Here is a 17330-nt window from a genome sequence, read left to right on the forward strand (position 1 = left end):
GATTACTATATTAGAATGTAACTGTAAACGGTTTCTTAATGAGTGTTTGGGGGAAGTTTCACAAAATAATATATATATAGGAGGAAAAAATGAATTTAGCAATAATAGGTTTTATACTCATAATCATATTGATGTTTGTCTTAATCGGAGAGAAAATGTCTCCACCGATGGCTTTCATCATTTTACCACTGATCGCAGTAGTAGTTTCTGGAGCAAGTATTGCGGATATAAGTTTATATGTTAACGATGGGTTAGCATCTATCTTAAATACAGCAGTGCTGTTCTTATTCTCGATCTCGTTCTTTACATTAATGTCAGAACAGGGATTATTCGACCCGTTAGTGGACTTTGTAATTAGTAAAGTTGGTAACAAAATTACTGCGATCTTTATCGCTATTTTACTAGTTGCTGTTGCATCTCACTTAGATGGTAGTGGTGCTTCAACTTACTTAATCGTAATTCCAGCATTTAAACCAATTATGGATAAGTTAGGCGTTCGTCCAGTAGTATTCTTAGGAACAGTTGTTGGACTAATGTCAGCGATGAATATTATCCCTTGGGGTGGACCAACAATTCGTGCAGCTTCTGTAGCAGGGGTAGAGGTTTCTGAACTTTATTCATTCATCTTCCCAGCTGTAATTGTAATGTTCTTATTAGCAATCGTGAATGCTGTGATTAACTCACGTCGTAAACGTGAAGGTTCAGGTGTTGATGGAAACATTAATATTGCTGACTTAGCAGATACTGCTGACGCAGAACCAAAAACAAGCAAAGGTCTTTACATCTATAACTTAGTTGTAACATTAATTATGTTAGCTCTATTATTTATCGATACTGGTTTACCAATGCACTTTATCTTCATGGTTGCATACGCATTCGCAATCTTAGGTAACTTTAGATCAGTGAAAGAACAAGGTAAGAAGATCCAAGAATATGGTAATAACGCTATCGTTATGACGATGACATTATTCGCCGTAGGTATCTTTATTGGTGTTATCGAAGGTTCTGGAATGGTTGAAGCAATGGCTACAACAATTATTAACGCATTACCAGAATTTATCGCACCACACACACACTGGTTCTTAGCATTATTCTCAGTACCATTAATGATGGTTCTTGGTACAGACGCGTTCTACTTCGCATTACTTCCAATTGTAATCGGAATTGTAGAGCCATTCGGAATTTCAGCATCGACAGTTGCTGCTACATTCTTAATTACAGGTACTTATGGTACTTACATCAGTCCAACAGTTGCTGCCAACTACGTTGGGGTATCATTGGCTGGTACAACCATTGGTGAGCATATTAAAGCAAACTTACCAATTATGTGGGCAGCAAGTATCATTACATTAATAGCTGCAACACTCTTAGGTGTAGTGCAATTCTAGAGCCACAAAGCAACAAACCGTTTTTCATTAACAATAAAAACACACAGTCCGCTGTGTGTTTTTTCTTTGCAGATTTTTAAAGATTCGGGTGGTAACTGGAAGAATAGGCGAGAATTGTTCCATTTAATCACTTTAACCAGAACAATAATAAAATATTCTTCCATTTAATCGGTTTAACCGGAAGAATAAATAATAATTCTTCTACTTAACCACTGATTAACCAATACAAAGAACACCTCCAAGCATCACTTGGAGGTGTTGATAATTATCACTATACTTATTTAAGTTTATTTTCTTCAACAAAAGCTTCAATACGGTCAACGGCTGTTTCTAGGTTTTCTAGATTTGCAGCATAACTTAGACGGAAGTAGTTTTTACCAGCTTCACCGAATGCTTGACCAGGCACTAGACCAACTTTTGCTTCGTGAGCAACTTTAAGACAGAAGTCCATGTCGTCGCCTTCAAACCAATCTGGAATCTTGATGAATAGATAGAAGGCACCATTCGGTGTTGAGACATCGAAGCCCATATCGCGGAATCGGCCCAATAAGTAATCACGACGGATCTTGTATTCTAAGCGCATTTCTTCAATGGCTGCGTCTCCTTCTTCTGAGTAAGCAGCAAGTCCAGCAAATTGTGCTTGCGTTGTTGGCGCATTGATTGCACCTTGATGAATAACAAAAATTTGTTTTAAGACATCTGCAGGCCCCGCAACAATCCCCATACGCCATCCAGTCATAGAATGCGATTTAGATGCACCATTGATTAAAATCGTGTGTTCTGGAAGATATTTAGCTACTGAGACGTGTTTGCCTTTGTAAGTTAACTCTGCATAGATTTCATCTGAAATCACCCAAATATCATGTTTTTTAACGACTTCAGCAAGGCCTTCGATTTGCTCAGCTGTATAAGTATGTCCTGTTGGGTTTGATGGGTGGTTCATTAATAAGACTTTAATGTCTTTATCTTCAGTCAACACTTTGTCTAAGCGTTCTGGCGTTAAGATGAAGTCATCTTCTGTTACGTCTACCGGTACAAATTCCCCACCAGTTAAGTTTACTTGAGTTTTGTAAACCGCATAGTTCGGCGCAGCGGCAACAACTTTATCACCAGGGTTTAGTAATGCATATAGTGAAACGAAAATTGCTTCAGTCGCACCCACGGTTACAATAATTTGATCTTCAGCACGGTAATCTAGGTCGTACTTACGTTTTAAATAACCGCTAATCGTTTCACGTAATTCAGCTAACCCTTTTGAATGGCTGTATCCGTTAAAACTTTTATCGATAGATTGAATTGCTGCATCTTTAATGAAACGAGGTGTTGGAAAATCTGGTTCACCTAAGGTTAATTTAATTAAGCCTTCGATACCTGAAATTTTATCATTAAAGGCACGAATCGGACTCGGTTTAATAGATTTTAACGTTTCTTTTGTATTTCTTTTTGTCATATATATTCCTCCTACGTATTGCATTGTATAGAATAAACTCATCTGATTTTAATCTTAATAACAACCTCATAATACCATAATTATTAAAATTTAGGAAGATTGAAGTGATAGTGTGCGTTTTAAGTGTTGTAGTTTTTGCTGTTTTTGATTATGAGAATTACATAAAGTGCATTGACATTATTCTCATTTTTAGATATGCTTACACACAGATAAAAAAATACTAAACGCTATGAAATGGTAAGTAAGAAGTGACATCTTTCAAAGAGAGCTCGCAGATGGTGAAAGTGAGTAAAGAGATAGCTTGTGAACATGGCCATGGAGCGGTCATTCTGAAGATAAGTAAGAATGAACGGAAACAACCGTTAACATCGTCGCAGTATAAATATTTTCTTAGAGATTTGTACTGTATGAGGCTAGGCTAGTAATGGTTTGGCGAATTAAGGTGGTACCACGAACTTTTTATGCACATTCGTCCTTTTTTTAAAGAGATGAATGTGCTTTTTTTGTATAGATAGGAGGATAAAAAATTGATTGAACTAAAAGATATCGATGTTATTTTTAGTAATGATGACAAAGTTGTCACGGCGGTTAAAGACGTGAATATTACAGTTGATCGCGGTGAAATATTCGGAATTGTTGGCTACAGTGGGGCAGGTAAAAGTACCTTAGTACGTACGATTAACTTACTACAGCCACCCACACAAGGAACGGTTACGGTAAATGGACAAGAAATGCAAAAATTAAGTAAGAAAGAATTACGTGGAGCGCGTAAAAAGATTGGAATGATTTTCCAACATTTTAACTTAATGGATTCGCGTACAATTTTTGATAATGTCGCTTTTCCGTTAAAAGGAAGTGGCTTAAGTAAAGATGAGGTCGCTCATAAAGTGGCTGAGTTATTAGATCTCGTTGGTTTAGAAGAGAAGACAGATAATTATCCAAGTCAATTATCTGGAGGTCAAAAACAACGTGTCGCGATTGCGCGTGCCTTAGCGAATGATCCAGACGTTCTTTTATGTGATGAAGCAACAAGTGCTTTGGATCCCAAGACAACATCGTCAATCCTAGATTTATTACGCAAATTAAACGAACAATTAGGTTTAACCATCGTGATTATTACACATGAGATGTCTGTAGTCAAAGACCTATGTCATCGCGTAGCTGTTATGGAAGACGGGCATGTATTAGAACAAGGTTCAATCGTTGATATGTTCACAAATCCTCAAAAATCATTAACAAAAGAATTTATTAATACAGCCACGCATTTTGACCAAGAAATCGGTTTAGTCCTCACGCATCCAATGATTCAAAACATTGATGAGAATGGTGAGATTATTCGCTTGAGTTACGTTGGAGATGAAACAACGAAACCCATCTTAAGTAACTTAGTACGCGAATTTGATGTAAACGTCAATATCCTTTACGGACATGTGGAAATTTTACAAAATACACCGATTGGGAATATGTTAATCGCAGTCGAAGGGACATCAGAGAATGTTGATAAAGTGATTGAGCATCTTGAAAATAGTGATGTCAGCACACAAAGATTTAATGATTTAGTAAAAGAATACGTGAAGAGGGAGGGATAACATGAGCGAATTAGTCTTAACAATTGGAAGTAGTTCGAAAGAAGTGTCGTCAGGTATTGTTACATTTTTAGAAACACACATTCCATATGCCTGGGAATTAAGAGAAGAATTTGTGGAAGCCATTTGGGAAACAGTTTATATGATGCTCGTATCTATTGGAATCGGTGGTTTAATCGGTTTGATACTGGGTATTATTATGACAGTGACTGGTTTCAATGGGATTTTAGAGAATAAAGTCGTTTATAAGGTCTTAGATTCACTGGTGAATATCTTCCGATCAATTCCATTTATTATTTTACTGGCCTTATTAATAAATGTAACAAGAGCGATTGTTGGAACAACGATTGGACCAACAGCTGCAACAATTCCAATTATTGTAAGTACGATTCCATTCTTTGCTCGTCAAGTTGAGATTGCCTTATTAGAGGTTAATCCAGGGGTAGTTGAAGCTGCTGAAGCCATGGGATCATCAAGTTTTGATATTATTACGCGTGTTTATTTACGCGAAGGGTTAACAGCTTTATTACGTGTAAGTGCCTCAACCGTTATTAACGTCATTGGTTTAACAGCGATGGCCGGAACTGTTGGTGGGGGTGGATTAGGTACGATGGCTATTGCGAGAGGTTACCAACGTAGTCGTATGGACGTTATCCTAGTCGCAACTGTGTTGATCTTAATTATCGTTTTTATTACACAATTAATCTTTAACTTGTTAATCCGAAAGACTGAACATTAAATATAGCGAGAGCAGGCATCTTAGAATCAATGATTCTAAGATGCCTGCTCTTTTTTAGTTCATTAAGTTGGAGTAGCTATTTCCTTGAATAAAGAACTGTGACTCTTCATAATGGTAGATGATTTTTGAATAATCAAATGGCACACCATTAGCCAAGTAAAAGATCGATTCGACTTGAATACCTGGGTCGCCTTCTTGTAATTCTAAGTAAACGGCATTTTGTTGGTTTAACTTACCAACTCTGAGGTAATGGTCTAAGAAACTGATTTGCAGTTTTAGATTGTTCGTTAAGTAATTAAAGACGGAATCTTTTGCGATTTGTTCATTCAAATACATGACGATATTTTTATCAAAGTAAGATTCTTCAATACAAAAGATGCGTCCCTCGATATAACGGAGTCGCTTCAAGTAATAAACTGGTTGATTAGCGTCGATTTGTAGATGTGCCTGAACGGTTTCAGACGGGATGACTTCTTTTAACTCTAAGACAGTGGATGTTATATCGAATTCGCGCAACATGCTGTCAAAACCTTGAATCTCCATAAGGTTAATATAGCCTTTATGTCTACGTCCTCGAACAAAAATACCACTCCCTCTTACTTGATAAATTAATCCGTGGCTTTCTAACTCATCCAAGGCTTTAATGACAGTGTTCTTACTTACTTCAAATTTGGAAACTAATTCATCTAAGCTAGGTAATTTATCACCTTGCTTTAAATTATTAGCTTCTATATATTTAATTATTTCTTTTGCTGTATATTCATATTTAAGCATGTTATTAGTCCTTTACTTAGTTTGTTTGTCCTCATTAATATATCATAGAAGCTTTAACTTGACAAAGTGTACAGGTATAATTAAAATTATACCTGTACTGATCAATATTTTAAAAATATGAAGATTGACAAAGAATGAGGAGGATATATTTATGAGTAAATTACCAAAAGATTTCTTATGGGGCGGGGCAGTAGCTGCCCATCAATTAGAGGGTGGCTGGAATGCAGGTGGTAAAGGGCCGAGCGTTGCGGATATAATGACCGCAGGTGCGAACGGACAACCGCGTGAAATTACAGAAACCGTTGAAGCCGGTAAATACTATCCAAACCACGAAGCGATTGATTTCTATCATCGTTATAAAGAAGATGTGGCGTTATTCGCTGAGATGGGCTTAAAAGCGCTCCGTACGTCAATTAACTGGACGCGTATTTTTCCAAAAGGTGACGAAGCAGAACCGAATGAAGAAGGTCTACAATTTTATGATGATCTTTTCGATGAGTTATTAAAGCATGATATCGAACCGGTGATTACCTTAACTCACTTTGAAATGCCGCTGCATTTGGCTCATGAATATGGTGGATTTAGAAACCGTAAAGTCATTGATTTCTTTGTAAAATTCGCTGAAGTTGTATTTAACCGTTATAAAGATAAAGTAAAATATTGGATGACTTTCAATGAAATTAATAACATGATGGATTATTCGAATCCAATCTTCTTATGGACGAACGTCGGGGTTCAAGTTAAAGAAGGCGAGAATCCTAAAGAAGTCATGTATACAACTGCGCATAATGTTCTTTTAGCAAGTGCAAAAGCTGTTGCGATTGGTAAAGAAATTAATCCGGATTTTGAAATTGGCGCAATGGTTTCTCATATTCCAATCTATCCAATCAATTCAGACCCTAAAAACGTGATGCTTGCTGAAGAATCAATGCGTCTACGTTACTTCTTCCCAGATGTTCAAGTAAATGGTTACTATCCAAATTATGCTCTAAAAGAATTCGAACGTGAAGGCCTGAATATTCCAATGAAAGACGGTGACGCAGATATTTTAGCTAATGGAACCGTTGATTATCTAGGGTTCAGTTACTACATGTCGAATGCGGTTGATATTAATAGCGGGCAAGGTGAAGATGAGGAAGCAAACGTTCATGGTAAGATTCCTTATCAAGTTGACAATCCTTACTTATCAGCTAGTGATTGGGGCTGGACAATTGACCCTGTTGGTTTACGTTATGTATTAAATCGCTTGTGGGATCGTTATCAAGTTCCTTTATTCATCGTTGAAAATGGTTTTGGAGCTATAGACACGGTTGAAGAAGACGACAGCATCCATGACCCAGAGCGTATTAACTACTTAAAAGGCCATATCGAAGAGTTAATCAAAGCAGTCGATTATGATGGCGTTGAATTAATGGGTTACACTCCTTGGGGAATTATTGACTTAGTTTCATTTACTACCGGTGAAATGAAAAAACGTTACGGAATGATTTATGTTGACCGTGATAACGAAGGGAACGGAACTCTCGACCGTTCGAAAAAAGATTCATTTGAGTGGTACAAAAAAGTTATCGCAACAAATGGTGAAGATTTAGAAGCTTAATTTAAGAAGGCTCGAACATGGGGGGTGTTCGGGCTTTTTGTTGTCTAAATGCCCCTTTCCTTAATAGACGCCCCCTTTAGTCTATGCTACACTCAAAGAGTTGAAATTTAAGTGAAAGAGGTTATTTGATGGATTATACTCTAATTTTAATGGTTGTTGGAGCGGTCTTTTTAGGCTCACTCATGCGTGCAACCTTTGGTTTTGGGGACTCAGTTGTAAGTATGCCATTATTAGCGCTACTACCGATTCCATTTTCAGTATCGGTGTCATTAATTGGTCTGACTGGGATGACAACTGCGTTAATGTCAATTCAAAGAGGTTGGAAAGATAAAGATCCAGTCGTGATTAAGAAATTAACACTCGCAACAATCATCGGGATTCCGGTTGGACTGATTCTAGTTCGCTTTGCAGAACAGTCAGTGATTAACTTGATTTTAGGGAGTGTCTTAGTGATTTATTCAATGTATTCACTCACGGCCTCACCCGCGCGTCGAGATTACTTACAAGCAAAATTTGAAAATCCAAATTACTCTTATCCATTCGGATTTCTAGGCGGTATGTTAGGGAGTGCCTACAATATGAACGGTATTCCAGTGGTACTTTATGCTGCGGCCCGTGATTGGACGCCACGTCAGTTTCTCGGAACAGTTCAATCTCATTTCTTGATCTCGAGCGTATTTGTTATTTCCGGTCATGCTTTAAGTGGCTTTTGGAATTGGGATGTGGCTATTTACTTCGCCTTTTCAGTTCCAGTCGTTGCTTTAGCCATGTATATCGGAAGAAAAATTTACAACAAAATAGACACTGACAAATTTAGAACTTATATTTTTATTATGATTCTAATTCTAGGTGCAGTTAATATTGGTAACTTTATCCAAGCGATTTAATCATTTAGATGGGGCGTTTTTAATTAAACGCTCTATTTTTTTGATTGACAAGTGTATATTGTGTATTATATGATGTAATACAGGTAATGGAGATGGAATCGAAGGGGTGAGAACATGTTAATGGAGATAGATTTATCAGCGGAAACACCGATATACCAACAAATTCGCGATCAAGTTGTGTTAGGAGTCGGCCGCGGGGATTTAAAATACGGAGAAAATTTACCAAGCGCAAGGCAACTGGCTCAAGATTTGGGCGTCAATCCAATGACGGTGAACAAGGCTTATCAAACCTTGAAGCGGGAAGGTATTATTGTAGTGGACCGTCGGGTTGGAACAAAAGTGCGAGAGAATCCAGACGATATGATTGAAAGTGAGTATTTAAACCGACTGGAAGTGACTTTGGCAGAAGGCTTAGCCAAGACGGAGGACAATCAAGCTCTTAAAGAAAAAGTCGTGTCGATGTTAGAAAATTTAATTGAAGGGAGAGAGAATCAATGATTTTAATGACGATTATTCTAATCCTAGTCTTTGTAATGATGATGAATTACGCCGTCAGTTACCAAAATTTCAAAATATTTGGCCTGTCTTTTGCGCCAGAACATGCTGAAACAGATGAAGTTAAGACATTACAACGCCAGTTTAGAGTGACTCAACTAATTATAGGAGCCGTCTTTATTGGCTTGTCATTCTTGGTGAGTTTGGATCTATTCCAAGGGTTGCGAGATTTTATGTGGATACTCATATTATTTAGTTATTTTGTCTTATCTTATGTGCCAGTATCAATTTGGCAAAGAAAATTCATGGTCTTAAAGCAGGAAAAGGGTTGGATATATGAAACACAAAAACGCGTGGTCGATATCAGTGTGACCCGAGAAAAAGGAAAAGCAGCGCCAAGTAAGAAATGGGCATGGCTCATTTGGTTACTGAGTTGGGTGCCAGTAATCATGGCATGGGTCGCTCAAAGTTCAGGAAGTTTCCTTCTGCCTTTAATCCTTGTACCGCTAACGCTCATCGTGATACCCTTGTCTTATGATATGGTGATTAGCAGTAAGACGCCGTTTGTGTCCAAAGATAGTGAAGTGACCCAAGCTTACATGCGTCATTTTGAAAGAAATAATGCGGTGAGTTACTTGGAGATGAGTTTAATGGTCAATATCTTCTTTATTGCTTTCACAGCGCTCATTCTCTTTAATCCATCGGATCTGTGGCTAATCCTATTATTGGGTGTGTTCTTACTAGCCATTGTTGCTTTAATGGCCCGAACAACTCAGAAAAATAAAGACCTCCAAGCAACATTTTTTGATCAAGCGGAATGGCAAATGCCTGAAGAAGAAGGCCAGTATAAATGGGGTGCCTACTATAATCCAAATGATTTCAGATTATTCGTGCCTAAACGTATATCCGGAATGGGTACGACAATTAATGTCGCTCATCCAGCTGGAAAGGTCATCATGGCGATCCTCGGAATCTTAGTCGTCGGTATTATTGGGCTCGTTCTGATGATGAGTCTGTCAGAATATGATGTTTCAATCCAAGCAGATACGGTTGCCGTCGAAGCACCGATGTACGGACTTGAAGTGGCCTATGACCAAATCGAATCGATTGAATTAAATGAAGGTCCGTTAGAAGGCTCACGCACAAATGGTTTTGGTGGAATGGAGAAACGCTTTGGTCATTTTAACTTAGAGGGTTACGGACCAGTAGAACTCTTCATCTATGACAGTCATCCTTACCACATCGATATTCAGTTTAATGACGGGGAGTCACCAGGGTGGTTGATCTTTAACCAAACGACGCAAGCAGAGACTGAAGCCGTGTATCAAGCATTAGTAGAACAATGGGAAATGAATCAGTAGTAAAACGAACCAAGCACTTAAAGGTGTTTGGTTTATTTTTTTAGATGTGTTTAATGCGCATTCGAATTGAAAAGGACTGCAGATTTAATCAAAAAAATACACATTAGGACGGAAAACCGAAATATTCCGACATAAGTTATAAAATTTATTTATTCAATATATTGAAATGACTTTCATTAATATGTATAATATGTGTATTAAAGCACAAAGGGGTTAAAGTATGAAGTTCGTTTGTAAGATAATGAAGTCAGCATTGATTATGGGTTTAGTATTAAGCAGTATAGTAGGTAGTTTGAACGTTAGTGCACAAGATAGCGAAACAGATGCAGAATCTGGAGCATCGGAAGTCACAGCAGACTTTACACACCCAGATGATTTAGCAGAATCATATGATGTCATAGTTATTGGTGCTGGTGGAGGAGGAATGGCTGCAGCAATTGCTGCCAAAGATGCTGGATCAAATGTGGCCATATTCGAAAAAATGCCAATATTAGGTGGAAATACTCTGAAATCATCAGCTGGAATGAATGCATCTGAATCTAAGTTCCAAGAAGCTGAAGGTATAGAAGATTCAAATGAATTGTTTTTTGAAGAGACAATGGCAGGCGGACACGATACAAACGATGAAGAGTTAGTTCATTATTTAGTAGATAATTCTGCTTCAGCAATAGAGTGGTTAGACTCTATGGGTATCAATTTAAGTAGTATTACCACTACAGGAGGTATGAGTGTACCAAGAGCTCATCGTCCTGAAGATGGATCAGCAATTGGAGGATATCTAGTGGACGGCTTACAACGAAATGTATTTGAACGTGAAATTCCAACTTTCGTAAATGCCAATGTCACTGAAATACTAGAAGAAGACGGAGTAGTCACTGGTGTCCAAGTTAATATTGAAGGTAATGAACATCAAGTGAATGCAAAAGCTGTAATTATTGCAACGGGTGGTTTTGGCGGTAACTTAGAAATGGTTACAGATAATAATCCGGATTTAGAAGGATTTGTTACGACGAATCACGAAGGAGCGACCGGAGATGGCTTAGTAATGGCCCAAGAAGTTGGCGCTCAGTTAGTAGATATGGATCAAATACAAATTCACCCAACAGTTGAGCAAGAGACATCATATTTAATTACTGAAGCAGTACGAGGTGAAGGTGCTATTTTGGTTAATAAAGAGGGCGAGAGATTTTTTAATGAATTAGATACACGTGATGCAGTGTCACAAGCAATCTTATCTCAAACAGATTCATCTGCTTACGTAATTTTCGACCAAGCACTAAGAGGGCGAGTGAAAGCCATAGATCAGTATGAATCAATGGGCTTGGTTAAAGTTGGAGATACTATTGAGGAATTAGCTACTACTATAGAATTGGATCCAGAAGTATTGAGTCAAACTCTATCGATTTGGAATGATAGTGTAGCAAACGGAACTGATGATAACTTTGGAAGAACAACGGGTATGGAGATTGCATTAGAAGAAGCGCCTTTTTACGCAATAAAAATTGCGCCAGGAATTCACCATACAATGGGCGGGGTAAAAATTAACACAAACGCTCAAGTATTAAATGAAGCTGATGAAGCAATTACTGGTTTATATGCAGCTGGTGAAGCAAGTGGTGGTGTTCACGGATCAAATCGCATTGGCGGAAATGCTATAGCTGATATAATTATCTTTGGTCGCCAAGCAGGAGAGCAGAGTGCGTTATTCGTAAACTAAAATCCGATCTATAAAACTTTAACAAGGGGGCCGACAATGATTAACTGTCAGCCCCCTTGTTTATTTGCAATTGACTCATACAAATTATTCAACTGGAACTTCTCCATATTCACTCAATGCAGTGGTAATAGCATTTCCTTCGTCATCAAAGATATATTCAGAAGCGATTTCACCAATTTCAGGGGCGTAGTAGTATCGTTGTACCTCACCCTCTGGCATAACCGATTCAATCACTAAGACATCATGATACGTTTCACCCTCAACTTCATGTTCAGCGAGAATATCCGTGACTGTAAACTCTAGTTCATCGCGGTAACCTCTTGTAAATGTGTCTCCAGCCGCTAACTCTGCTGGGAAGAATGTCGCGACTTGCTCATCTAGGGAGTCTTCGTGATAACGGAAGTCTTCGCCTTCGTACGAATTTGGGTAGTAAGCTAATTCGATGACACCATCTTCAGTCAATTGATAGACATAAGAGACAGTATTACCTGTATTGGCACGACTGACTTGGTAAATCCCGTCTTCATCAGGTTCATAATCTAAAGTTAAGGTAAAAGGCGCAAATTCCATGCCAACTCCTATGTGATCATAATAGGGATAGAATAAACCAGGTGCGTAGTTGCTAGTATCAACACTTTCAGTTGCTTCTTCAGCGGTTACTGCAGAGCTAAAGCCGGCAAATAGTACCGCAGCGAATAGAATGGACGCTAGAATACGTTTGAGTGCGTTGTTTTTCATATTTGAATCCCTCTTTCTAAAATGCGCTCGAGTTTGAAATTGCCACAATTCTTTGACACATCTCTCCTCCTTTTAACTAAATTCTACTATAAACAAGTCACTATCTAAAATAATATCCATTTTATAGAAATATTAAGCTTCTCTTAAGTAAGCGCATTCATTATGTGTTATAATAAATATATAAGACATACAGGAGGTGTGTAAAATGTTACATGAGTATCAACGCATATTAGTTGCGACAGATGGATCTGAAGGCGCTGAGTTGGCTTTGAATAAAGCCGTAGCAATTGCTGAACGGAATAATGCCAAACTATTTATTTTACATGTATTAGATACACGAGCAATCCAAGCGACATCAAGTTCGGATATTCATTTTAGGGATGCATTAAGAGACCTAGGTAACCGTGTGATGAGCGATGCGAAGGATTTAGCGACAGGGCGTGGCTTAACAGATGTTGAGACAATCCTTGAGATGGGATCTCCAAAATATGTCATTGCTGAAGATATTCCAAAACGCGAGAATATTGATTTAATTGTCATGGGTGCGAGAGGTATGGGTGCCGTTGAAAGATTCTTTATGGGATCTGTATCGGAAAATGTTATTCGTCATGCATCGTGTGACGTATTAGTAGTAAGACCAAAAGAAAGTGAATAAATTGACACATGATGTTGAGAAAGGATCTGAACAGTGTATTTAAATAGTCAATAATGCCTACTAGATCTAAAGATTTAGTAGGCATTTTTTTGAATTGTAACAGCACTTATAATCGAATCAGTTGCATATTTACCTCCAATTGTATTAACCTTAAGGAATAGAGATAAAACTAAATTTTAAGGAGCTATTTATGTTTTCAATAAATGGGAAAGAATTTATATGGAAGGCGTTAATGTCTTTAATGGGTATTACCCTCATCAGTTTTGGGGCTGCATTGAGCCAAACAATGAATATGGGCTTGGATCCATTCACTGCGATTAACACAGGTGCGAGTGAGTTACTTGGCTTTACTTTGGGGAATTATCAGTTATTTGTCAATGCTGCGATTTTGGCAATTATTTTGTTTTTTGACCGGAAGATTATTGGCTGGGGGACGATTTTTAACTTAGTGCTTGTTGGTTACATGATTGAATTCTTTATCAGCATGTTAGAGTCATTCATAGACCCAACTCAGTTTGCCTTTATCGTTCAGCTTTTAATTACAGTGGTCGCGATTTTAATCTTTACTTTCGGTGTCGCTTTATATATGGACGCTGATCTTGGGGTATCACCCTATGATGCGATAGCGCCAGTCATCACTGACCGCGTTTCAGCGAGTTACAAAACTGTCAGAATGATTCAAGATATAATTGTTGTAATTACTGCGTGGATTCTTGGGGGTCCAGTTGGCGTTTCAACCTTCATCACTGGTTTCCTGGCTGGTCCGTTGATTGATTTCTTTTCCAACCGTTTCACAAGTAAACTATCCGATAAAGTCGAAGAAAAAGCATAAAAATAAGACGCCTATCTCAGGCGTCTTTTGCTTTTAAGAAAATATATCATCTGCATTTTCTTTCTCAACTTGAACCATTGTATTCATGCGTGACAATTCACTCATTGGAATTGGATGGCCTGCTTCATTTAAAGCATCGGCGAATAACTTGTAATAACGTCCCTCGACGTCAACCACATCATCAGCGTCTTTAACCCAAATCCGTATTTTATAGATGAGTCGTCCGTGTTTGTCTTTCATCAAGCCAATAAATTCCGTCGTGTCATTAATTTGATCATCGGACTCGATGACTTGACGGTAAGTGTCTTTAAGTAACTCTTCATAGGCCGCAAAGTTAATATCTGTGGGAATCAATAAATCCAAATCAATTCGGACTGCTTCGCGCGACAGATTTGACAATTCTTGAATATTTCCATTGGGTATAAAATGATGAATCCCGTTATAATCGCGAATCACCGTAGTTCGCACCCCAATACTGTAAATGCGCCCTTCATAACCGTTAATGGCGATGTGATCACCCACATCAAATTGGTGTTCAATCAAGATAAACAAACCATTCACCAAATCTGAAACTAAATCCTTCGCTCCTAAACCAACCGACAAACTCGCAATCCCAGCTCCAGCAACTAAAGTTCCCACTGGAATGCCAAGTATTGAAAGTACGCTGTAACCAACGAAGAAGTAAAATGTATAAAGAACGATATTCAGCAATAGTCGTTGAATCGTATTGTTTCTTGAAAAATTATAAAACTTAAAGCGCTTTGTGTTTTCAAAGTAAGTTGTAATAATTTTCTCAACTAACACCCGTACAAGCCATAAAGCAGCGACGGTCAATACGATCCGGAAGATAGCGCTAAGTCCATCTTCTAGCAAACCTTGAAAATCAAATGAAGAAAAAATATTATTAATCGCATTTCTTAAATAAGACATTAGTCAACTCCTTTCCTTAAATGTTTATTTGTTGGGCTTGCGGGGCGTCGTGACGAGGCGCGACGTACTGCAAGTCAATTTCCGTAGCGTCGTGCTCACTCACGACGCCCTGCAAAGCCAACTTAATTATGTTTGCCTTACATTCATTATAGGTTAAATTTAATAAGCATTTCAAATTAGACGCGTAAGTAAGTGTTCACAGTGTCTCACCTCATTATTTTCAGTTTATGTTAGAATGAAAGCAAAGAGGTGAGACAAGTGAACAATCTAAATTCAATTACACGAGGTATCAGTGCTGTTATCATCATTGGAGCATTTATTGCACAAATGAATGACCTCATATCAAGGCATATCTTCACTTCACTACTACTTTTTGCTGTTTCAATCCCACAACTCTATACTGCCTGGGAAATTTATTATAAAAACGACAAAAAATGGAACCTCACTTCAATTGCGATGACCATTCTAGGAGTGTTCTGTATTATATCAGCAGTAAGTATCTATATTATTGGTTAAAAATGACCTTGCGGTTCATCGTGACTCAGCGCGATGGACCGCAAATCTGTTTCCGTGGTGTCGTGATCGCCCACGACGTACCGCAAATTCAAATGCGTAGTGTCGAGCTCACTCACGACGTACCGCAAACGAAAATACGGAGCGTCGTGCCACCACACGACGCCCCGAAAACCAAAAAACCCACCTCAAATCATCAATTTGAGGTGGATTTCATCTATTATTTAGTCGCGCGCAATAAAAAGCGCGAGCTTTCTTGATTTTCAAAGAACATATCTGCTTCTACATTCCCAAAGCCTGCTGTCTGAACTTCTTCAGCCAACTGATTCATGTCAAAGCCGTGTCCATGACCTTGTTTACCCATTTCAATCAGTAATAATCGGCCGTCTTCATTCAACTGTTCAAGTAGCGACGCTAACAATGCTTGATAATTAGGAATGTGGTGCAAGACAAGTGACATAATTATCGTATCGACTTTTTCGGGAAGTTGAATACCTTTTTCAAAATCCATCAAGCGAACCGATGCATTGTGTGCGGATTTCTCAGCAAGTTTCAACTCGACTTGTTCCAGCATTTTCTCAGACCCGTCCACAAATAACATTGAATCCACGTCCTCAAGTAATTCCAAGCCGACTAAGCCGGTTCCGCAGCCTAAGTCGACCACTTTTTCCGAGCGCTCATCATTTAGAAAAGGGCGGATGGCTTCAGTTGCGAGCTCAGCCATTTTAATATTATTTGATGAGTCGTAATGCGATGCTAGTTGGTTAAATTTGTGTATATGATTCATTCAATTCTCTCCTTAAATGCGATTAAAATTCGCTTGACTTGCTTGGGCGATAATACCAATACCGGCCATATGACCTTGACTGGCAGAGACGATGAGCTGAGAAGGACCCGTAATTTCACCAGCAGCATAGATGCCTGGGATATTTGTCTGTCCCATCATATTCGTCACAACAAAGCCAGCTTCACTCACTTCCAGATCCAGTTGCTCAATAAATGGCATCGGGTGTTTTAATTCTGTCGTAATAAAACCTCCCGTACGCTCAAGAATCTCACCACCTTCAAAATGGACACTCTCAAGTTGCCCGTCAGAACCCTTTAATTCACGAATCGTATCTTCGATAAGTCGAATGTTATTTCCCTCTAAGAGTGCTTTTTGTTCTGAATCAAAGACCACCAATCCATTAGTAGCAACAACTAAGTCATCAGTCCAGTTGGTTAATAATTATTTCAATATTAGCCTAATGCTGTTGTCTTGCGTGCACTTCTTTTAAAATGTCTCCGATAGTCTTCTGCGCCAAAACTTCCTGCATCTTAACTTCAGCCTCAGAAATCGCATTTTCAATTAAACATTCGTGATGATGCGTACTTTCATGAGTCATCGTACAATTTAACATGGCTTCCTGTCCCTCGACAGCTTGAATAATATCTAAAAATGAACATGAATCAGGTGATCCAAGTAATTGGTAGCCGCCATTAACCCCAGGTGTTGACGTAATAAGCCCGGCTTTAGATAATTTAGTCAAAATCTTAGACAAATAGCTCGGCGACAGATGTTGGCGACTAGCCAAATCCTCAACCCGAACCGCTTCACGATCCGACTCCATAGCTAAATGAACCATCGAATGCAGGGCGTAATTCGTTGCTTTTGAATATTTCATA

18 protein-coding genes and 1 other annotated feature are annotated in these 17330 nt (G+C 38.5%); of the genes, 11 read left to right on the forward strand and 7 right to left on the reverse strand.

The window, feature by feature from the left end:
* Positions 1-89 precede the first annotated feature (89 nt).
* Positions 90-1388, forward strand: coding sequence for an SLC13 family permease (locus ACEN3Z_RS04375; protein ID WP_407089788.1), 1299 nt, complete (start codon positions 90-92; stop codon positions 1386-1388).
* Positions 1389-1665: 277 nt separating this feature from the next.
* Here the strand turns inward: ACEN3Z_RS04375 and ACEN3Z_RS04380 are convergent, their stop codons facing one another.
* Positions 1666-2838, reverse strand: a complete 1173-nt coding sequence (locus tag ACEN3Z_RS04380; RefSeq protein WP_407089789.1) for an aminotransferase class I/II-fold pyridoxal phosphate-dependent enzyme — start codon at positions 2836-2838, stop codon at positions 1666-1668.
* Positions 2839-3058: 220 nt separating this feature from the next.
* Positions 3059-3318: a binding site (T-box leader), on the forward strand.
* A gap of 47 nt (positions 3319-3365) precedes the next feature.
* On the opposite strand from ACEN3Z_RS04380, the gene ACEN3Z_RS04385 reads away from it, so the two are divergent.
* Together ACEN3Z_RS04385 and ACEN3Z_RS04390 are read left to right on the forward strand one after the other, a co-directional pair.
* Positions 3366-4427 (forward strand): methionine ABC transporter ATP-binding protein, encoded by a 1062-nt coding sequence (locus ACEN3Z_RS04385; RefSeq protein ID WP_138403872.1) that lies wholly within the window; start codon positions 3366-3368, stop codon positions 4425-4427.
* Between the two features lie 55 nt (positions 4428-4482).
* On the forward strand, positions 4483-5163 hold the full coding sequence (locus tag ACEN3Z_RS04390; RefSeq protein WP_407089828.1) for a methionine ABC transporter permease: 681 nt from the start codon (positions 4483-4485) through the stop codon (positions 5161-5163).
* 54 nt (positions 5164-5217) lie between these two features.
* On the opposite strand, the gene ACEN3Z_RS04395 is transcribed toward ACEN3Z_RS04390, so the two are convergent.
* Positions 5218-5937 carry a GntR family transcriptional regulator gene (locus ACEN3Z_RS04395; RefSeq protein WP_407089790.1) on the reverse strand — a complete coding sequence of 240 codons (720 nt, stop codon included), beginning with the start codon at positions 5935-5937 and terminating at the stop codon, positions 5218-5220.
* 151 nt (positions 5938-6088) lie between these two features.
* Between ACEN3Z_RS04395 and ACEN3Z_RS04400 the strand changes: the two genes are divergently transcribed.
* The 5 genes from ACEN3Z_RS04400 to ACEN3Z_RS04420 all read left to right on the forward strand — a co-directional run bounded on the left by ACEN3Z_RS04400 (position 6089) and on the right by ACEN3Z_RS04420 (position 11997).
* Entirely contained in the window at positions 6089-7537 is a 1449-nt protein-coding gene (locus tag ACEN3Z_RS04400; RefSeq protein ID WP_407089791.1) for a 6-phospho-beta-glucosidase, read from the forward strand.
* 128 nt (positions 7538-7665) lie between these two features.
* Positions 7666-8424 carry a sulfite exporter TauE/SafE family protein gene (locus ACEN3Z_RS04405; RefSeq protein ID WP_138403868.1) on the forward strand — a complete coding sequence of 253 codons (759 nt, stop codon included), beginning with the start codon at positions 7666-7668 and terminating at the stop codon, positions 8422-8424.
* A gap of 114 nt (positions 8425-8538) precedes the next feature.
* Complete coding sequence (locus ACEN3Z_RS04410; RefSeq protein ID WP_138403867.1) at positions 8539-8922, forward strand: GntR family transcriptional regulator; 384 nt, start codon at positions 8539-8541, stop codon at positions 8920-8922.
* Positions 8919-10280: a DUF5808 domain-containing protein gene (locus tag ACEN3Z_RS04415; protein WP_407089792.1), complete on the forward strand. Its 1362-nt coding sequence runs from the start codon at positions 8919-8921 to the stop codon at positions 10278-10280. The genes ACEN3Z_RS04410 and ACEN3Z_RS04415 overlap by 4 nt, the downstream gene beginning before the upstream one ends.
* 241 nt (positions 10281-10521) lie before the next feature.
* On the forward strand, positions 10522-11997 hold the full coding sequence (locus ACEN3Z_RS04420; RefSeq protein ID WP_407089793.1) for a flavocytochrome c: 1476 nt from the start codon (positions 10522-10524) through the stop codon (positions 11995-11997).
* Between the two features lie 84 nt (positions 11998-12081).
* Here ACEN3Z_RS04420 and ACEN3Z_RS04425 read toward each other — a convergent pair whose 3' ends face one another.
* On the reverse strand, positions 12082-12735 hold the full coding sequence (locus ACEN3Z_RS04425; protein WP_407089794.1) for a hypothetical protein: 654 nt from the start codon (positions 12733-12735) through the stop codon (positions 12082-12084).
* Positions 12736-12940: 205 nt separating this feature from the next.
* Between ACEN3Z_RS04425 and ACEN3Z_RS04430 the strand changes: the two genes are divergently transcribed.
* Together ACEN3Z_RS04430 and ACEN3Z_RS04435 are read left to right on the forward strand one after the other, a co-directional pair.
* On the forward strand, positions 12941-13390 hold the full coding sequence (locus ACEN3Z_RS04430) for a universal stress protein (protein ID WP_407089795.1): 450 nt from the start codon (positions 12941-12943) through the stop codon (positions 13388-13390).
* Between the two features lie 190 nt (positions 13391-13580).
* The gene (locus tag ACEN3Z_RS04435; protein WP_407089796.1) at positions 13581-14222 is read left to right on the forward strand and encodes a YczE/YyaS/YitT family protein; all 642 of its coding nucleotides are present in this window, start codon (positions 13581-13583) and stop codon (positions 14220-14222) included.
* A 33-nt stretch (positions 14223-14255) separates the two neighbouring features.
* Here the strand turns inward: ACEN3Z_RS04435 and ACEN3Z_RS04440 are convergent, their stop codons facing one another.
* Complete coding sequence (locus ACEN3Z_RS04440; protein WP_407089797.1) at positions 14256-15152, reverse strand: mechanosensitive ion channel family protein; 897 nt, start codon at positions 15150-15152, stop codon at positions 14256-14258.
* 258 nt (positions 15153-15410) lie between these two features.
* On the opposite strand from ACEN3Z_RS04440, the gene ACEN3Z_RS04445 reads away from it, so the two are divergent.
* The gene (locus ACEN3Z_RS04445; RefSeq protein WP_138403861.1) at positions 15411-15668 is read left to right on the forward strand and encodes a hypothetical protein; all 258 of its coding nucleotides are present in this window, start codon (positions 15411-15413) and stop codon (positions 15666-15668) included.
* Positions 15669-15885: 217 nt separating this feature from the next.
* Here the strand turns inward: ACEN3Z_RS04445 and ACEN3Z_RS04450 are convergent, their stop codons facing one another.
* The 3 genes from ACEN3Z_RS04450 to ACEN3Z_RS04460 form a co-directional block, all read right to left on the reverse strand.
* Positions 15886-16452 (reverse strand): class I SAM-dependent methyltransferase, encoded by a 567-nt coding sequence (locus ACEN3Z_RS04450; protein WP_407089798.1) that lies wholly within the window; start codon positions 16450-16452, stop codon positions 15886-15888.
* A 12-nt stretch (positions 16453-16464) separates the two neighbouring features.
* Positions 16465-16845, reverse strand: coding sequence for an FAD-dependent oxidoreductase (locus ACEN3Z_RS04455; RefSeq protein ID WP_407089800.1), 381 nt, complete (start codon positions 16843-16845; stop codon positions 16465-16467).
* 64 nt (positions 16846-16909) lie between these two features.
* Positions 16910-17329, reverse strand: a complete 420-nt coding sequence (locus tag ACEN3Z_RS04460) for an Rrf2 family transcriptional regulator (RefSeq protein ID WP_407089801.1) — start codon at positions 17327-17329, stop codon at positions 16910-16912.
* Position 17330 lies beyond the last annotated feature (1 nt).

This window comes from Ruoffia sp. FAM 26254 (assembly GCF_045528545.1).
Taxonomy (GTDB): Bacteria; Bacillota; Bacilli; order Lactobacillales; family Aerococcaceae; genus Ruoffia; species Ruoffia halotolerans.